Below are 18,554 nucleotides of genomic sequence, written 5' to 3' on the forward strand. Positions count from 1 at the left end.
CTACCCGCCGATCTTGCCGTCACGCGGGGTCACCTTGGCACCGATGCGCGCACGCTGGATGCCGTCGATGATGACCTTGTCTTCCGCCTTGAGGCCGTCGCGGATCACGCGCAGGCCTTCGTCGAGCGGGCCGAGCGTCACGGCTCTCGCCTCCACCGTATTGTCGGCCTTGACCACGAACACGATCTTGCGCGACTGGTCGGTGGCGACAGCGGTGTCCGGAATCAGCAGCGCCTCATAGGGCGAGGAGCCGATGATGCGGACGCGGCCGAACTGTCCGGGCAGGATCGAGAGATCCTTGTTCGGAATGATGGCGCGGCTGCGCAGCGTCGCGGTCGAGACGTCGAGCCGGTTGTCGAGGAAGTCCATCGTGCCCTCATGCGAGGGCTTGGTCTCGCCGGTCAGCGTCACCTGCACCGGGTTCGCGGTGTCGCGCGAGCTCGGCCGCTTGCCCTCGAACCAGAGCTTGCTGTTGCGCTGATAGGTCGCCTCGTCGACGTCGAAATAGATGTAGATCGGATCGAGCGACACGATCGAGGTCAACAGCGTTGCGCCGCCTTCCGAGCCCTGCACCAGATTGCCTTGCGTGACCAGATGGCGGCTGACGCGGCCGGTGATCGGCGCCAGCACATGGGTGAATTCGACGTTGAGCTGGGCCGCCTTCAGCACACCCTCGGCCTGGGTCTCGGCGGCGCGCGCCGCCTGCAAGGTCTGGCGGCGCTGGTCGACGGTCGCTTCGGTGACGGTCTGGTTCAGCGTCAGGCTCAGCGAACGGTCGAGCTCGCGCTTGGCCAGCTCGCCCCTGGCGCGGGCGTCGGCGAGCTGGCCTTCGGCCTGCAGCGCCACCGCCTCGAACGGACGCGGATCGATGATGTAGAGCAGATCGCCGGCATGGACGATGGCGCCGTCCTTGAACTCGACGCTGTTGACGAAGCCGCCGACCCGGGCGCGGACCTGGACCTCCTCGATCGCCTCGAAGCGACCGGTGAACTCATCCCAGTCGGTGACCGTGCGCTTGACCGGCTGGGCGACCGTCACCGGCGGAGCCGGCGGCGCAGCCTGGGCCTGGGGCTTGTCATCGCAGCCGCCCAGCGTCAGCGCCAGGAGAAGGCCAATCGGCGCTGCGCCGCGCCAGCCAAGGCTGCGGATAGGATGGCGCTCACAAGCACTCGCCGGAGCCGGACGCCCCGCTGTGTCAGTCGTACTCACGTCCGTCTCCCCAAAGACTTCAAACGTCGCAATTGAAATTGCCGTGATTCAGGCGAGGTTGGCCGCCACGACATCGCCGCGGCGGACGTCACAGATGTAGCTGCGCCCCAGTCTGTTCAAGATGGCCGCGGGATCAAGCGAATACTTGCGGAATCTGAAAGCCTTAAGACGCCGCTTCTAAAAATTCACGCCAAAAGGGTCAACGGCGCTGGCCTATCGCGGTGGATGACGTCACATTGCGTGCATCGCCAAGCGATCACAAGGCGGGTACGTGACACATGCCTGTCACGATGCGCCCCTGTCACGATGCGCCGCCCTTGGATGCACCGCAAAAACCTCGCGACGGAACCGCAGCACGGCGCTGATCGCTGCGCTCTACCTCCCGCTGCGTCGCGCGATCAAGGTTAACGGTGCGATGTCATGCAACCTCACATTGACACTCAGAAACATCGCCAATACGGTCGTGGTTGCCAAAGGGTAAATTTGATTGGCCGCCGCATTTTTCTTGAACATTCATTGAGCTTCAGTCGCGGCGTGAGTGAGTGAGGCGACTACGTAATGGCAAGCGCATTTGAACTTGCTGACGTCACGGCTCCGTCGAGCGTGCGGCTTTCGCGCAATGCGCGCGGCCCCCTGCGGTCTCGGGTCGCACAAGATCAACTTCAAGGTGTGAACGGCTTCACACCGGCTCTTTCTCGAAAATTGTAATTATTGACCGGCTTCCATGCCGGTCGCAGGAGTTCTCATGTCGATCATACCTGCCTATACAATCGGTGGTTTAACCCGCCCCGAACTTCATCTCGATGCCGACGGCCATATCATCCTGGATCCGGTCGCGCAGGCATTCGCCGACACGTATGGTCTGCAATATCTCTATCTCGGCTGCCCTCCCGGCACGCTGTGGCCGCCGATTCCCGGCGCCTTGTCGGCACCGGTCGACACCAACGCCACCGGTAATTCGGTCGTCGAAGGCGCCGCGGCCGACACCTCGGTCAATCTCACCGCGCACTCCGACAGCCTGGTCGGGCTTCCGGTCACCTATTCGCTGATCGGGGATACCTCGAACGGCGGCTTCAAGATCGATGCCAACACCGGCGTCGTGACCGTCGCCGATCCCACCAAAGTCGACTTCGAGAGCTCCGGCGGCAGCTACGCCGTTACCGTGCAGGCGACCGACGGCATCTTCGTCTCGTCGCAGAGCTTCACGATCGCGGTGGCCGATGCGCCGCCCTCGACGCCGACCGACAGCGACGCCGCGGCCAACACCATCGCGGAAGGCGCCGCCGTCAATACCCTGGTCGGCATCACCGCATCGTCCACCGACGTCAACGGCCCGGCCGTGAGTTACGCGCTGACGGACGATTCCTCCCATGGCGGCTTCAAGATCGATCCGAACACCGGCATCGTCACCGTCGCCGATTCCAGCAAGGTCGATTTCGAGACCGCGCCGGGCCACGCCTACACCATCACCGTGCAGGCCAGCGACGGCCATGGCGGCGTCAGCTCGCAGACCTTCACCATCGGTGTGACCGACGTGGCGCCGTCGACGCCGGTCGACGGCAATGCAGCAGCCAACGCGGTCACGGAGGGTGCCGCCGTCAACACCCTGGTCGGCATCACCGCATCGTCCACCGACGTCAACGGCCCCGCCGTGACCTGGTCGCTGACCGCGGATTCGTCGCATGGCGGCTTCAAGATCGATCCGAACACCGGCGTCGTCACCGTCGCTGATCCGACCAAGATCGACTACGAGAGCGCCGCCGGCCACGCTTACACCGTCACGGCCACCGCCAGCGACGGCACGCTGACCAGTTCGCAGAGCTTCACCATCGGCGTCACCGACGCCGCGCCGTCGACCCCGGTCGACAGCAACGCTGCTGCCAACGCCGTCGCCGAAGGCTCGGCGGCCGGCACTGCCGTCGGCATCACGGCGCACTCGACCGATGTCAACGGCCCGGCCGTGACCTATTCGCTGACCGCGGATTCGTCGCATGGCGGCTTCAAGATCGATCCGAACACCGGCGTCGTCACCGTCGCCGATCCCACCAAGATCGACTATGAAAGTGCCGCCGGCCACGCCTATACCGTCACGGCCACCGCCAGCGACGGCACGCTGACCAGTTCGCAGACCTTCACCGTCGGCGTCACCGATGTTGCGCCGTCGACGCCGGTCGACAGCAACGCCGCCGTCAACACGGTCGCCGAAGGCGCGGCGGTGGGCACCATCGTCGGCATCACGGCGTCATCGACCGACGTCAACGGTCCGGCCGTAACCTATTCGCTGACCGGCGACACCTCCGGCGGCGGCTTCACTATCAATGCGACCACCGGCGTCGTCACCGTCGCCGACCCGACCAAGATCGATTACGAAAGCGCGCCCGGCCACGCCTATACCGTTACCGCACAAGCGAGCGACGGCACACTGACCAGTTCGCAGACCTTTACGATCGCCGTCAGCGACGTGCCCATCGGCACGCCGACCGATGCCAATCCGGCAGCCAACACCGTGGTCGAAGGCGCCGCCGCTGGAACCACAGTCGGCATCACGGCATCCGCAATCGACCCGAACGGGCCGCCGACAACCTATGCATTGATCGGCGACACATCGGGCGGCGGCTTCACCATCGATTCCACGACCGGCATCGTCACCGTCGTCGATCCGACCAAGATCGATTACGAGAGCGCGCCCGGCCACGCCTACTCCGTCACCGTGCAGGCCACCAACGGCGCTGTCGTAACGTCGCAAAGCTTCGCGATCGCGGTGAGCGATGCGGCGCCATCGGCGCCGGTCGACAGCGACGTCGCTGCCAACACGGTCACCGAAGGCGCGGCGGCCGGCACCACCGTCGGCATCACCGCGTCATCGACCGACGTCAACGGCCCGGCCGTTACCTATTCGTTGACCGGCGACACCTCCGGCGGCGGCTTCACCATTAATGCCGCGACCGGCGTCATCACTGTCGCAGATCCGACCAAGATCGACTACGAGAGCGCGGTCGGCCACGCCTACACGGTGACGGCGCAGGCCAGCGACGGCACGCTGGCCAGCTCGCAGACCTTCACCATCGACGTCAACGATGTCGCGCCGTCGATTCCTGTCGACACCGACGCCACGGCCAACATTGTGATCGAAGGCGCAGCCGCCGGCACCCATGTCGGCGTGACCGCGCACTCGGACGACGTCAACGGTCCGCCCGTGACCTATTCGCTGACCGGCGACACCTCCGGCGGCGGCTTCACCATTGATTCGACCACCGGCATCATCATCGTCGCCGATCCCAGCAAGATCGACTACGAGAGCGCACCCGGCCATGCCTATACCGTCACCGCGCAGGCCAGCGACGGTACGCTGACCAGCTCGCAGACCTTCACCATCGGCGTCAACGACGCCGCGCCGTCGACACCTGCCGACAGCGACGTCGCTGCCAACACGGTCATCGAGGGCGCGGCCGCCGGCACCCATGTCGGCGTGACCGTGCACTCGGACGACGTCAACGGGCCGCCCGTGACCTATTCGCTGACCGGCGACACCTCCGGCGGCGGCTTCACCATCAATGCGACCACCGGCGTCATCACCGTCGCCGATCCCACCAAGATCGACTACGAGAGCAGCGGCGCGGCTCACAGCTACACCGTGACCGCGCAGGCCAGCGACGGCACCCTGGCCAGTTCGCAGACCTTCACTATCGCCGTCGGCGACGCGCCGCCGTCAACGCCGGTCGACACCGACGGCAGCGCCAACACCGTCGCCGAAGGCGCGGCGGCCGGCACCACCGTCGGCATCACGGCGGCCTCGACCGACGTCAATGGCCCGGCCGTAACCTATTCGCTGGTCGGCGATACCTCCAGCGGCGGCTTCACCATTGATTCGACCACCGGCGTTGTCACCGTCGCCGATCCCACCAAGATCGATTACGAGAGCACCGCTCCAGGACACACCTACACCATTACCGCGCAAGCGAGCGACGGCACCGATATCAGCTCGCAGACCTTCACCGTCGCCGTCACCGACGTCCCGCCGTTGACGCCGGTCGACAGCGACGCCACGGCCAACGCGGTGACCGAGGGCGCGGCCGCCGGCACCACCGTCGGTGTCACGGCGCACGCGACCGACGTCAATGGCCCGCCGGTGACCTATTCGCTGACCGGCGACACATCCGGAGGCGGCTTCACCATCAATGCGACCACTGGCGTCATCACTGTCGCGGATCCCACCAAGATCGACTACGAGTCCGCGCCAGGCCACGCCTACACCGTGACCGCGCAGGCGAGCGACGGCACCGACGTCAGCGCGCAGACCTTCACCATCGCCGTCAATGACGCCCCGCCATCGGTACCGGTCGACAGCGACGGCAGTGCCAACGCGATCGCCGAAGGTGCAGCCAATGGCTCGACCGTGGGCGTCACCGCCCACGCGACCGACGTCAACGGCCCGGCCGTGACCTATTCGCTGACCAGCGATACCTCCGGCGGCGGCTTTACCATCAATGCGACCACCGGCGTCATCACGGTGGCCGATTCGACCAAGATTGATTACGAGACCTCGCCCGGCCACGCCTATGCCGTCACCGCCACGGCCAGCGACGGCACGCTGACCAGTTCGCAGACCTTCGCCATCGCCGTCACCGACGTCGCGCCGTCGACTCCGGTCGACAGCAATGCCGCGGCCAACCAGGTTGCGGTCAGCGCACCGGCCGGCGCCACCGTCGGTATCACCGCCGCCTCCACCGACGTCAACGGACCGGCCGTGACGTATTCGCTGGTCGGCGACACCTCCGGTGGAGGCTTCACCATCAATGCGACGACCGGCGTCGTCACTGTCGCCGATCCCAGCAAGATCAACATTGCAGACCCGTCCTACGACATCACGGTCGATTCCTCGGATGGCACGCTGCACAGCCAGCAGACCTTCACCATCGCCGTCGTGATCGATGCGGCGCCAGTCGTCACCGCCGGCCATACGCTGAGCTACACCGAAAACCAGATCGCGACCGCGATCGATCCGGCGATCACGGTCACGGATTCCGACAACGCCAATCTCGACCACGCATCGGTGCAGATCACCGGCGGCTACGTCAACGGCGAGGACATCCTCGGCTTCACCGACCAGAACGGCATCCACGGCACCTGGGACGCCGCACACGGCACGCTGACGCTGACCGGCACCGCGACCGTCGCCGACTACCAGACCGCGCTTGCCTCGGTGACCTATTTCGACAACAGCGAGAATCCGTCCGGAGCCGATCGCACCGTCACCTTCATCGCCAATGACGGCACGCTCGACTCGGCAGCAGTGACCGACACCATCCACGTCACCCCGGTCAACGACCCGCCCGTCGTGGTCGCCGGCCACACCTTGAACTACACCGAGAACCAGGCCGCCACCGCGTTCGATCCGGCCATCGCCGTCTCCGACGTCGACAACACCACGCTGGCGTCCGCGAAGGTGCAGATCACCGGCAACTACGCCAGCGGCCAGGACGTGCTCGGCTTCACCGACCAGAACGGCATCCACGGCACCTGGGATGCCGGAACCGGCACGATGACGCTGACCGGATCCGCCAGCCTCGCGGACTACCAGACGGCGCTCGCCTCGATCACCTATGTCAACACCAGCGACAACCCGTCAGGTCTGGCACGCACGGTCACGATCACGGCCAATGACGGCACGGCCGACTCGACCGGCGTCACCGACACCATCAACGTCACCCCGGTCAACGACCCGCCGGTGACCACCGCCGGCGCCAGCAACACGCTGAACTATCTGGAGAACCAGGTCGCGACCGCGATCGATCCGACGTTCGCCGCGAGCGACGTCGACAACACCACGCTGGCGAGCGCGACGATCACGATATCCGGCAATTATGCCAGCGGCCAGGACGTGCTCGGCTTCACCGACCAGAATGGCATCCATGGCACCTGGGACGCCGTCCACGGCACGCTGACGCTGACCGGCGTTTCGAGCCTGGCGAACTACAATGCCGCGGTCGACTCCATCACCTATTTCAATTCGAGCGACAACCCGTCCGGGCTCGACCGCACCGTCAGCTTCACCGTCAATGACGGCGCCGCCGACAGCAATGCCTCGACCGCGACCATCCACGTCACGCCGGTCAACGACGCGCCGGTGGTGACCTTCGGCGCACTCAACGGCTTCACCGAGCCGCCGAACGGCACGCCGGCGTCGAGTTCGACGCCGATCACGATCGCGCCGAGCCTCACCATCAGCGACGTCGACAGCAGCAACCTGATCGGCGCCACTTTCGAGCTGACCGACCTCAAGCCGTCGGACGCGCTGTCGATCTCGGGCCATGCCGGAAGCAGCGGCGACATCGGCAGCATCCATTTCGATATTTCGAGTACCGCCGGCACCGAGACCGTCACCCTCACCGGCACCGACACGCTCGCGCACTACAACGCCGTGCTCGATGCGATCCAGTTCAACAACACCAGCGAGAATCCCGACCAAACCGCGCGCACCTATACCGTCACCGCACAGGACGACGGCGGCACCGCGAATGGCGGCCAGGACACCGGCACGGGCAGCGCGAACCAGACCGTGACCGGGGTGAACGATGCACCGACCGCGACGGTGCCGGCGGACAACTCGCTCGGCACCGCCTATTCGCACACCAATTTCTCGATCTCGGGGCTTTCGGTCGCCGACGTCGATTCCGACCCCGGCACCGTCACGGCAACGATCAGCGCGACGCACGCCAATCTCAGCTTCGACACGAATGGGCTTTCGGGCTTCACCAACAACAACAGCCACACCGTGACGCTGACCGGCACCGCCGCGCAGGTCAACACTGCGCTGGCCACGCTGACCTATAACAGCGACGACGGCTTCTCCGGCACCGACGCGGTGACGCTCAACGTCAGCGACAACGGCCACACCGGTTCCGGCGGCACGCAGACGTCGGGCGACCACACCTTCCATGTCGGCGTCGTGCCGCAGGTGTTCTATATCGACAATTCGGCGACCACGAGCCACAACCTCGGCACGCAGGCCGATCCGTACACCTCGATCGCCGCCTTCAACGCCGCGAATCCGGCGGGCTCGGGCGACTACGTGGTGCTGGAGCACGGCACCGGCACCTACAGCGAAGCCAGCGGCATCAACCTCAACTCCGGCGTCAACCTGATCGGCGGCAGCCAGACGCTGCAATTCACCAACCCGGTGACCAGCCAGGTGGTCACCGCAAATGTCGGATCCGGAACGGATCCGACCATCAAGGTGACAGGTGCCGACAGCGGCATCGATCTCGCCGGCGGCGGCGGGCACATCATCTCGCACGTCGACATCGACACCTCGGCCTCGAGCGGCGCCGGCATCAGCGACGACAACAACAACGTCGGCACCGTCGCGATCGACGACGTCACGATCAAGACGGCGAGCGGCGCCGGCATGAACTTCACGCACGGCGGCACCCTCACCGTCACCGGCACCAACTCGATCACGACCACCACCGGCACCGCGCTCGACGTCTCGAACACCAGCATCGGCAGCGCAGGCCTGACCTTCCACGACATCAGCGTCAACGGTGCCACCAACGGCATCATCCTCAACAACACCGGCACCGGCGCGGGCAATGGCGGGCTCACCGTGACCGGCGACGGCTCGACGGCGGGATCGGGCGGCACCATCCAGAACAACGTCGAAGGCGCGTTGTTCACCAACACCAAGGCGCTGTCGCTGTCCTACATGAACTTCACCAACCCCGACAGCGGCAACGGGACGGCGTTGAACGCCGACGATTCCACGTTCAACAGTGGTGCCGATGCCGGCATCAACATGAACGGCGTGGTGGGCGCGACGCTCGACCACCTCAATGTCAACGGCAACGGTGGTGCCGGCGGCGCGCAGATCGGCATCAACGGCATCAACGTCTCCAATCTCACCCTCAGCAACAGCACGGTCGTGGGCTTCGGCGACGACGACGGCGCCAACAATTCCGAAGGCGACGTCCGGATGTTCAATCTGAGCGGCACCTCGAACATCACCAACTCGACCTTCGGCTTCGTGCCCGGCGACGGCACGGCCGGCGACAACCTCGTCGATATCAGAAACACCGCCGGCACGCTGACGCTGAACGTCACCGGCAGCACTTTCCACAACACCGCCGACTCGACGTCCGGTGCGGACGGCCTCCAGGTCACCAGCAACAGCAGTTCGGTGATCAACCTCAACGTCTCCAACAGCACGTTCACCAACCTGAAGACCGCGGGCATCGACACCTTTGCCCGCGACTCCTCGACGATGAACGTCAACATCACCGACGGCGGCGTCACCGGACAGGGCAACAGCTTCACGCCGGGCTCGGTGGCGATGCGCGCCGTCGGATTGAACGCCGAGGATACCGCGCATCTGAATTTCAACATCAACCGCAACATCGCCATGAAGGGGTACGGCGGTCCGGTGGTCGAGGTCTTCGGCATCAACAGCGCGGTGATCAACGGCCATGTCGACAACAACGCCGACATCGAGAACAACGGCACCAGCAACCTGGCCGGCAGCCCGCTCGATTTCGACATCGAAGACAACGCCACCGCGGCGATCGAGGCCAGCGGCAACACCATCAAGAATGCCGGGTCGGACGCGGGTATCGTCGTGTACGCGACGGGCGACGGCGGCACCACGAACAACAAGGCTGCCGTCGACCTGACGCTGGCGAACAATACCATCAACATGACCGGGTCGAACCTGATCAACGACGGCAATCATTTCAACGACGGCATTCTGCTGGTTCCCGGCGCCAACGCCAACGACGCCACCACCATCGTCGCCAACATCCACAACAACACGGTCACCAACAACGCCACCAACACCCCCGGCGCCTTCGTCAACTCCGGCGTCCTTGCCTTCGTCAACGAAAACACCGGCGGCGCCGGATCGCATCTCTATCTCGAAGGCTTCACCACCAACACCAACACCACCTGGAACAACAACGGCAACACGCCGCAGAACTCGACGCTCGAGGCCAATTCGCCGGGCTCCGCGGCGATTCCGGGCGCCCACAATGGCGGCCATACCATATTGCCGTCCAATGCCAACGCGCTGTTCGCCGGCGCCGGCGGCGTCGCAAGCTCGACCGGCAGCACCGGCGAGACCAACCTCACCCAGGCAGAACTCGACACCGCCGTCGCCGCGGCGATTGCCGCCTGGGCCGCCGCCGGGCTGTCGTCCGAGCAGATCGCGACGCTCCAGCATGTCACTTATGATGTCGCCGACATCACATCCGGCTGGCTCGGCCAGTCGACAGCCGGCCATGTCACCATCGACGTCAACGCCGATGGGCACGGCTGGTTCGTCGATCCGACCCCGTCGGACAATTCCGAGTTCGCGCACGCGGCGTCGGCGACGGATCTGATCACGGATCCGACCACGGACGCCGCCGGTCACATCGACCTGCTCACCACCGTCATGCACGAGATGGGCGAGCAACTTGGCCTTCAGGACACGTTCGCGCCGTCGGATCAGGGCAGCCTGATGTATGCCTTCCTCGGCACCGGCGAGCGCGTGCTGCCTGATGCGGCCGATGTGGCTGCGATCCCGGCGTCCAACTCCGGTCCGGTCGCACCACCGCCGCCGGTCAGCCTCGCCGGCGGCGCAGCGCCGCACAGCGATTTCAGCGGCGACGGCCGGGACGCCATCGCGCTCGTCAACGACAACGGCTCGGTCACGACCTGGGACAGCAGTCAGGGCACCCAAACCGTTGCGTCGGCCGGCACCGTCGGCGACGGCTGGCACTTCGTCGGCACCGGCGATTTCGACGGCGACGGCAAGAGCGACATGCTCTGGGTCAATACCGACGGCGCGGCATCGATCTGGAGCGACGGCCAGCTCGCGCAAGCGCACTGGATTGCCCCCGTCGGCACCATTTCCAACGGCTGGCACTTTGCCGGCACCGGCGATTTCGACGGCAATGCCAAGAGCGACATCCTCTGGGTCAATGACAATGGATCGGTGTCGATCTGGGATAACGGCCAGATCGGCAGCGCTCACATCATTGCCCCCGCCGGCACCATTTCCGACGGCTGGCACTTCGCCGGCACCGGCGATTTCGACGGCAACGGCAAGACCGACATCGCGTGGGTCAACGATAACGGCAAGGTGTCGATCTGGGACAACGGCCAGATCAACAGCGCCCACATCATTGCCGACATCGGCAGCAACATGCAGGGCTGGCATTTCGCCGGTACCGGCGACTTCGACGGTAACGGCAAGAGCGACTTCCTCTGGGTCAACGACAACGGGTCGGCCTCGATCTGGGACAACGGCCAGCTCAGCGGCGCCCATATCATCGCTCCCGCCGGCACCCTCTCGAATGGCTGGCATTTTGCCGCAACAGGCGATTTCGACGGCAACGGCCGCACCGACATTGCCTGGCAGAACGACGACGGCGCGGTGTCGATCTGGGACAATGGCCAGCTCAGCGGCGCGCATATCGTCGCCAATCCGGGCACCGTCGTCAGCGGCTGGCACATCGTGTGAGCTGACGTTCCGCCCCGACAACAAACCGCCTGCCGGACAAGCCGGCAGGCGTTTTGCTGTGATCTCCGAATCCACTGCGCGCCGCTTGCAGCTGATAGCTTCGGTCCTGGCCCGGTGTTTGTTGATGTCCGGCTCGTGACATCCATGCTGCCCGCTCGAAGCGACCACAACCGATGCGCGAACAAAAAATTGCAAACCGCCGACAATCGTTGAGGTTGCGCTTGGCGCAAAACACGGTATCGTGCGTTTCGTTATCGTGTGACGACATTACCCTACATTCCTTTCATCGCGTGGCCTACGACAGAGAGCCACTGACACGACAGATCGCTTCGCGGAGAGATCGATGGCCGAGCCGTTTCTTTCAGAAATCAGGATGATGTCATTCGGCTTCCCGCCGAAGGGCTGGGCGCTCTGCAACGGCCAGCTATTGCCGATCAATCAGAACCAGGGGCTGTTTTCCCTGCTTGGAACGACCTATGGCGGGGATGGGCGCGTCAACTTCGGACTGCCCGATCTGCAGGGCCGCGCTCCGATGCACATGGGCGACGGCCATACGCTCGGTGAGAGGGGCGGCGAGACGTCCCACACGCTCTCGATCGCCGAAATCCCGACGCATACGCACACGCCGAATGCATCCAACACGACAGCGACGCTGCCGCCGGCCAACAACCTGTTGGGCAACTCGGCACCGAACAACATCTACGGGCCGCCGCAGAGCCTCACGGCACTGAATGCGGCGACGGTCGCCTCTGTCGGAGGCAGCCAGGCCCATCCCAACATGCAGCCCTACCTGGTGCTCAATTTCAGCATTGCCCTGCAGGGCATTTTCCCGTCCCAGACCTGAGGAGACGCCGATGGCACAACCTTATGTGGGCGAGGTTCGCATGTTCGCCGGCAACTTCGCACCGGCCGGCTGGATGTTCTGCGAGGGCCAGCTGCTTCCGATTTCCGAATATGAAACGCTGTTCAACCTGATCGGCACCACCTATGGCGGCGACGGTCAAAGCACATTTGCCTTGCCCGACCTGCGCGGCCGTCTACCCATCCACATGGGTACAGGCGCGGGAACCAGCTACACGCTTGCCGAGACCGGCGGCGTCGAGGAGGTCACCCTGACGATCCCCCAGACCCCGGCGCACGGCCATTCCTTCCTCGGTTCGAGCGACGTCGGCAATCTGCCCGGCCCGAACAACAATGTCGTGGCAAGATCCTCCCAGGTGAAGATGTTCGCCAACGCGACGCCCAGCGTTGCGATGGCCCCGCAGTTCCTCGGAAATACGGGTGGCAGTCAGCCGCACACCAATTTCCAACCCTATCTCTGCGTCGATTTCATCATTTCCCTTTTCGGCATATTTCCGAGCCAGACGTAGGAGCACGCCATGGATCCGTTCGTTGCGGAGATCCGCATTTTCCCATTCAATTTCTCGCCCAAGGGCTGGGCCTTCTGCGATGGACAGATCCTGCCGCTTTCGCAGAATACGGCGTTGTTCTCGCTGCTCGGCACCACCTATGGCGGCGATGGCAAGACCAATTTCGCGCTGCCCAACATGCAGGGCAACGCGCCGATGCATCCGGGACAGGGCCCGGGCCTGTCGTTGCACGATCTCGGCGAGACCGGCGGCTCGGATACGGTAAACCTGCTTGAATCAGAAATTCCATCCCATTCGCACGCCGTCCAGAGCGTGCCGGGTAACCTGCAAGCCACGCTGGACGTTCCCACCAACAATTCGTTCGCGAGGGCCGCGCAGGGAAATGCCTATATCGGTCCGCCAACTCAGGTGCCGTTGGCGCCCCAGACGATCGCCCCTGCCGGCGGCGGCCAGCCGCACAACAACCTGATGCCCTACCTCACGCTGAATTTTTGCATCGCGCTGCAGGGCGTCTACCCGCCACGCACCTGAGGTCATCTTGAATCTCGACGCGCCCGCCATCGCGATCGCCGCGCCCGGATTCGGCTGGGCGCGCGCGACCGAGGCCGGCTGCCGCTTTCGCCGCATCACGGATGCCGATCTACCGTTCCTCGGCCGGCTCTATGCCTCGACACGCGTCGAGGAGCTGGCGCCGGTGCCGTGGAGCCAGGCCGACAAGGACGCCTTCCTCGATCATCAGTTCCGCGCCCAGCACGCGCATTACCAGCGCTATTATCCCAACGCCGACTGGCTGGTGATCGCGCAGGGGGATGCGGACATCGGCCGGCTCTATATCGAGCGCTGGCCGAGCCAACACCGCATCATCGATATTGCCTTCCTGCCGGTGCATCGCGGCAAGGGGCACGGCGAGGCGCTGCTGCGCGACCTGATGGACGAGGCCGCCGCCGCCGGCAAGGACGTCTCGATCCATGTCGAGAAGCTCAATCCGGCGATGCGGCTTTACCGCCGGCTCGGCTTCACGGTCGAGGAGGACAAGGGCGTCTACGATTTGATGCGCTGGCGCGCGGAGGCCACGCCTCAGGTGAAGATCGCCTGATAGCCATTACCGCCGGCGAGCGGCCCGATCGGCACCAGGAATATCTCCATTGTGCCCAGCGCCGGATGCTGCACGGGATGGATCGCCTGCTCCAGCCACGGCCCCTTCGCACCCGCAAACAGCAATGAGAACGCACCACCCGGCCGCCCGCTGTTGCCGGCCGGCTCAACCTTGACGAGCTGCAGCGTCACCGGGCCATCCGCCGCCGGGACCTCGAACGTGGTGTCCTGATGCGGCTTGAAATCATCGATGCGCAACTGCGCGAGATCGACGGATGATGCCATGCTGATATGTCCCCGTTGCGCTGCAAGCTGTAGCACGCTGCGCGCCACGACGCGCGACAAAATGGCCGGCAGGCGATACGGCGGTATCCGTTGAGGTTGGCGGCATGCGCAGGTGATGACACCGATCTGTTGTGCGAGAGCAACAAACCCGGTGTCGTCCCCGGCGTAGGCGGGGACGACAATATAGAGTGTCCGCTCCGACCTCCACGGCTCCCTGATGACGCCCCCGATTTCCTCCGCTAACCTGCGACTAACGCCGTCGGCAAAACGGCAAACAACAGGGAGGACCGGCGCGTGCATCGAGGCCGTGTCGTATTCGGCGCCATGGACGAGGTCGTGTTCGGGCGCCCGGCCGTTGAGGCCATCGTCGAGCAACTGGACCGGCTGGGCGCGCAGCGCGCTTTCCTGATGGTCTCCGGCACCTTGAACCGCCAGACCGACGAGATCGAGAAAGTCCGCCGGGCGCTTGGGCCCCGCTGCGTCGGCACCTTCGACGAGATGCCGGCGCATACGCCGCGCGCCGCGGTGATCTCAGCGACTGCGCAGGCCCGCGCCGCCAAGGCCGATCTGATCGTCACGATCGGCGGCGGCTCGATCACCGACGGTGCGAAAGCCGTGCAGCTCTGCCTCGCCAACGACGTCACCACGTCCGACGGTATCGATGCGATCCGCACCCATGGCGGCGTCTCGCCCGAGATGAAGCCGCCGCTCGTGCGACAGATCAGCGTGCCGACCACGATCGCCGGCGGCGAGTTCTCGTCGATCGCCGGCGTCACCAACGAGGCCAAGCGGCAGAAGGAGATGCTGCGCCACCCGCTGGTGATGCCGCGCGCCACCATCCTCGATCCGGAACTGTCGGTGCACACGCCGGACTGGCTGTTCCTGTCGACCGGGATCCGCGCCGTCGACCATTGTGTCGAGGGCATCTGCTCGCGCGAGGCCAACCCCTATGGCGACGCGCAGGCGCTCAAGGGCCTCGAAATGCTGGCGCAAGGACTGCCGCGGGTGAAGGCCGACCCGAAGGACATCTCGGCGCGGATGGATTGCCAGATCGGCACCTGGCTCTCGATCGGCCCGCTCGCCGCGGGCGTGCCGATGGGCGCGAGCCACGGCATCGGCTATGTGCTCGGCGCCGAGTTCGACGTGCCGCACGGCTACACCTCCTGCGTGATGCTGCCGGCGGTGATGCACTGGAACAAGCGCGACAATGCCGACCGGCAGGCGCTGATCGCCGCCGTGATGGGGCACGCGCGCGAGGACGCCGGCGACGTGCTCGACAATTTCATCCGCAACCTCGGTATGCCACGCAGCCTTGCGGAGGTGCGCGTCGGCCCCGAACATTTCGACCGCATCGCATCGCAAGCGATGCGAACGCCCTGGGTGCCGCGCAATCCGCGCAAGATCGACGGCCCGTCCCAGGTTCGGGAAATTCTCGAGATGGCTGCTTAGGGAGACGTAAAACTCGATGTACACCGGCAAGCACGCGCACCTTCGTCCCTTGCAGCCCGCCTTCATCATGGCCGGCACCGGCGAGATCGTCACCTATCGCGAGCTGGAGGCGCGCAACAACCGGCTCGCGCATCTGTTCCGCAAGTGCGGCATGAAGCGGTTCGACCACTATTCGATCTTCATGGAGAACAACAACCGCTACCTCGAGGCCTGCGGCGCCGGCGAACGCGCAGGCCTGTATTTCACCTGCGTCAATTCCTTCCTCACCGCGGCCGAGCTCGCCTACATCCTGACCAACAGCCAGTCCCGCATGCTGATCACGTCGAAGCTGAAGCTCGATGTCGCGCGCGGGGCGCTCGAGGAGTGCCCTTTGGTCGAGCTCTGCATCGTCGTCGACGGTGAAACCGAGAACGACCGCATCGTCGGATTGCGCGAGGCGACCTTCGGCCTGCCGACGACACCGATCGCGGACGAAGTGCTGGGCACCGCGATGCTCTATTCGTCCGGCACCACCGGCCGGCCCAAGGGCATCGTGCGGCCGCTGCCGGAGCAGCCGCCCGGGCAGAACCTGCCGCTGTTCGATTTCCTGATCAAGCTGTGGCACTACCGCGAAGGCATGGTCTACCTCTCGCCGGCGCCGCTCTATCACTCGGCGCCACAGGCCGCCGTGAACCTCACGATCCGGATGGGTGGCACCGCCATCATCATGGAGAGTTTCGATCCCGAGCGCTATCTCGAGCTCGTGCAGAGATGGGGCATCACCCACAGCCAGCTGGTGCCGACCATGTTCTCGCGCATGCTGAAGCTGCCCGAGGGGGTGCGCCACCGCTACGATTTGTCGTCGCTGGAGATCGCGATCCACGCCGCGGCACCCTGCCCGGCGCTGGTCAAGGACGACATGATCAAATGGTGGGGCCCGATCATCCACGAGTATTACGGCGCCACCGAAGGCCTCGGCTTCACCGCCTGCGACAGTCACGAATGGCTGGCGCACCGTGGCACCGTCGGCCGCGTGCTGCTCGGCGACCTCCATATCCTCGACGAGAACATGCAGCCCTGCCCGACGGGCACGCCTGGGACGGTGTGGTTCAAGACCGGCTCGCCGTTCGAATATTTCAACGATCCGGCCAAGACCAGCGAAGCGCGCTCGCCCGACGGCAGCATGAGCACAGTCGGCGATGTCGGCTATATCGACGACGACAACTTCCTCTATCTCACCGACCGCGCCACCTTCATGATCATCTCCGGCGGGGTGAACATCTATCCGCAGGAATGCGAGAACCTCCTGATCACCCATCCCAAGGTCGCCGACGCCGCGGTGTTCGGCGTGCCCAATGTCGATCTCGGCGAGGAGGTGAAGGCGGTGGTGCAGGCAGCCGATGGCATTGCACCCGGGCCGGAGCTGGCTGAGGAACTGATCGCGTTCTGCGCGCAGTCGCTGTCGCGACAGAAGGTGCCGCGCTCGGTCGATTTCGAGAAAGAGCTGCCGCGGCTGCCGACCGGCAAGCTCTATAAACGCCTGCTGCGCGACCGCTACTGGGGCAACAAGACCTCGCGGATCGTGTGATGACGCGTTTGCGCCGATTGCCTCTCTGGCGTAGCCTCGCAGCAACAAGAACAAACGGGAGGATCTGCCCATGGACGTGATTCCACTCGCGCCGGGCTTCGGCGCCGAACTGCGCGGCGTCACACTCGCCGACGTCGCCAGTGACGATGCCGCCTATGCGGCCGTGCGTGCGGCGTTCGAGGACCATTCGGTGCTGGTGTTCCGCAGCCAGGAGGTCACCGACGACACCCAGCTCGCCTTCTCGCGCCGCTTCGGGCCGCCCGAGGTGACCAAGGTCGGCTCGATGGGCACCGGCTCGCATTTCGTGATCCTCTCGACCTTCGGCCCCGACGGCAAGGTGGTGCCGTCGGATCACCGCCAGCAACTGCGCGCCAGGGCGAACCAGCTCTGGCACACCGATTCCTCCTTCAAGCGCACGCCGGCGCTGACCTCGATCCTCTCGGCGCGGATCATTCCCGAGCATGGCGGCGAGACCGAATTCGTCTCGATGCGGCTCGCCTTCGAACGGCTCGACAAGGACGTGGCGAAGCGGCTGGAGAATTCCTTTGCCTGGCACTCCTACGCGCATTCGCGCAGCAAGGTCGCTACGGGGCTGGCGACGACTGCCGAAGTCGATGCGCTGCCGCCGGTGTGCTGGCGCATGGTGTGGCGCAATCCCGTCAACGGCCGCGGCGCGCTCTATCTCGCCTCGCACGCCTATGGCGTCGAAGGCATGGATGCCGATGCCGGCAAGGCGCTGATCGAGCAACTGACCGAGGCCGCAACCGCACCCGGCACCACCTACCTGCATCAATGGAAGCAGGGCGACGTCGTGATGTGGGACAACCGCGCGACCATGCACCGCGGCCGCCCCTGGCCCGCCCATGAAGGCCGCCTGATGATCCGCACCACGATCTCGGCAACCGATGCGGACGGTGTTGGCAGCGTCGCACCGCCGTCATCGCAGGCGGCGGAGTGAATGCTGCTGCGATGATTGTCCCGTCATCCTCATGAGGATGACGGGAAGGGCTTCAGCGCCGTCGGCTGGAAGCGGCGACAAACTGTCGCTGACTTACGCTTTGGTTCCCCGCATCAACGTCATCAT

Annotated in this window: 10 protein-coding genes; 8 read left to right on the forward strand and 2 right to left on the reverse strand. The window is 65.2% G+C overall.

Features of this window, described 5'->3' with window-relative positions:
- Complete coding sequence (locus IC762_RS34665; RefSeq protein ID WP_246801739.1) at window positions 1–1,116, reverse strand: efflux RND transporter periplasmic adaptor subunit; 1,116 nt, start codon at window positions 1,114–1,116, stop codon at window positions 1–3.
- An 838-nt stretch (window positions 1,117–1,954) separates the two neighbouring features.
- Here IC762_RS34665 and IC762_RS34670 point away from each other — a divergent pair.
- The 5 genes from IC762_RS34670 (at window position 1,955) to IC762_RS34690 (ending at window position 14,170) form a co-directional block, all read left to right on the forward strand.
- On the forward strand, window positions 1,955–11,704 hold the full coding sequence (locus tag IC762_RS34670; protein WP_195786547.1) for a cadherin domain-containing protein: 9,750 nt from the start codon (window positions 1,955–1,957) through the stop codon (window positions 11,702–11,704).
- Window positions 11,705–12,047: 343 nt separating this feature from the next.
- The gene (locus IC762_RS34675; protein ID WP_195786548.1) at window positions 12,048–12,548 is read left to right on the forward strand and encodes a phage tail protein; all 501 of its coding nucleotides are present in this window, start codon (window positions 12,048–12,050) and stop codon (window positions 12,546–12,548) included.
- 10 nt (window positions 12,549–12,558) lie between these two features.
- Complete coding sequence (locus IC762_RS34680; RefSeq protein ID WP_195786549.1) at window positions 12,559–13,074, forward strand: phage tail protein; 516 nt, start codon at window positions 12,559–12,561, stop codon at window positions 13,072–13,074.
- 9 nt (window positions 13,075–13,083) lie between these two features.
- Complete coding sequence (locus IC762_RS34685; protein ID WP_195786550.1) at window positions 13,084–13,605, forward strand: phage tail protein; 522 nt, start codon at window positions 13,084–13,086, stop codon at window positions 13,603–13,605.
- A gap of 7 nt (window positions 13,606–13,612) precedes the next feature.
- Window positions 13,613–14,170, forward strand: a complete 558-nt coding sequence (locus tag IC762_RS34690) for a GNAT family N-acetyltransferase (protein ID WP_246801370.1) — start codon at window positions 13,613–13,615, stop codon at window positions 14,168–14,170.
- On the opposite strand, the gene IC762_RS35540 is transcribed toward IC762_RS34690, so the two are convergent.
- Entirely contained in the window at window positions 14,152–14,754 is a 603-nt protein-coding gene (locus IC762_RS35540; protein WP_246801371.1) for a DUF6916 family protein, read from the reverse strand. The genes IC762_RS34690 and IC762_RS35540 overlap by 19 nt on opposite strands.
- Here IC762_RS35540 and IC762_RS34700 point away from each other — a divergent pair.
- The 3 genes from IC762_RS34700 to IC762_RS34710 all read left to right on the forward strand — a co-directional run bounded on the left by IC762_RS34700 (window position 14,749) and on the right by IC762_RS34710 (window position 18,428).
- Window positions 14,749–15,903, forward strand: coding sequence for an iron-containing alcohol dehydrogenase (locus IC762_RS34700; RefSeq protein ID WP_195786551.1), 1,155 nt, complete (start codon window positions 14,749–14,751; stop codon window positions 15,901–15,903). The two genes, IC762_RS35540 and IC762_RS34700, sit on opposite strands and share 6 nt — an antisense overlap.
- Window positions 15,904–15,919: 16 nt before the next feature.
- The gene (locus IC762_RS34705; protein WP_195786552.1) at window positions 15,920–17,470 is read left to right on the forward strand and encodes an AMP-binding protein; all 1,551 of its coding nucleotides are present in this window, start codon (window positions 15,920–15,922) and stop codon (window positions 17,468–17,470) included.
- Between the two features lie 70 nt (window positions 17,471–17,540).
- Window positions 17,541–18,428 carry a TauD/TfdA dioxygenase family protein gene (locus IC762_RS34710; protein WP_195786553.1) on the forward strand — a complete coding sequence of 296 codons (888 nt, stop codon included), beginning with the start codon at window positions 17,541–17,543 and terminating at the stop codon, window positions 18,426–18,428.
- Window positions 18,429–18,554: the final 126 nt, after the last annotated feature.

The organism is Bradyrhizobium genosp. L, assembly GCF_015624485.1.
In the GTDB taxonomy this organism is placed as follows: Bacteria; Pseudomonadota; Alphaproteobacteria; order Rhizobiales; family Xanthobacteraceae; genus Bradyrhizobium.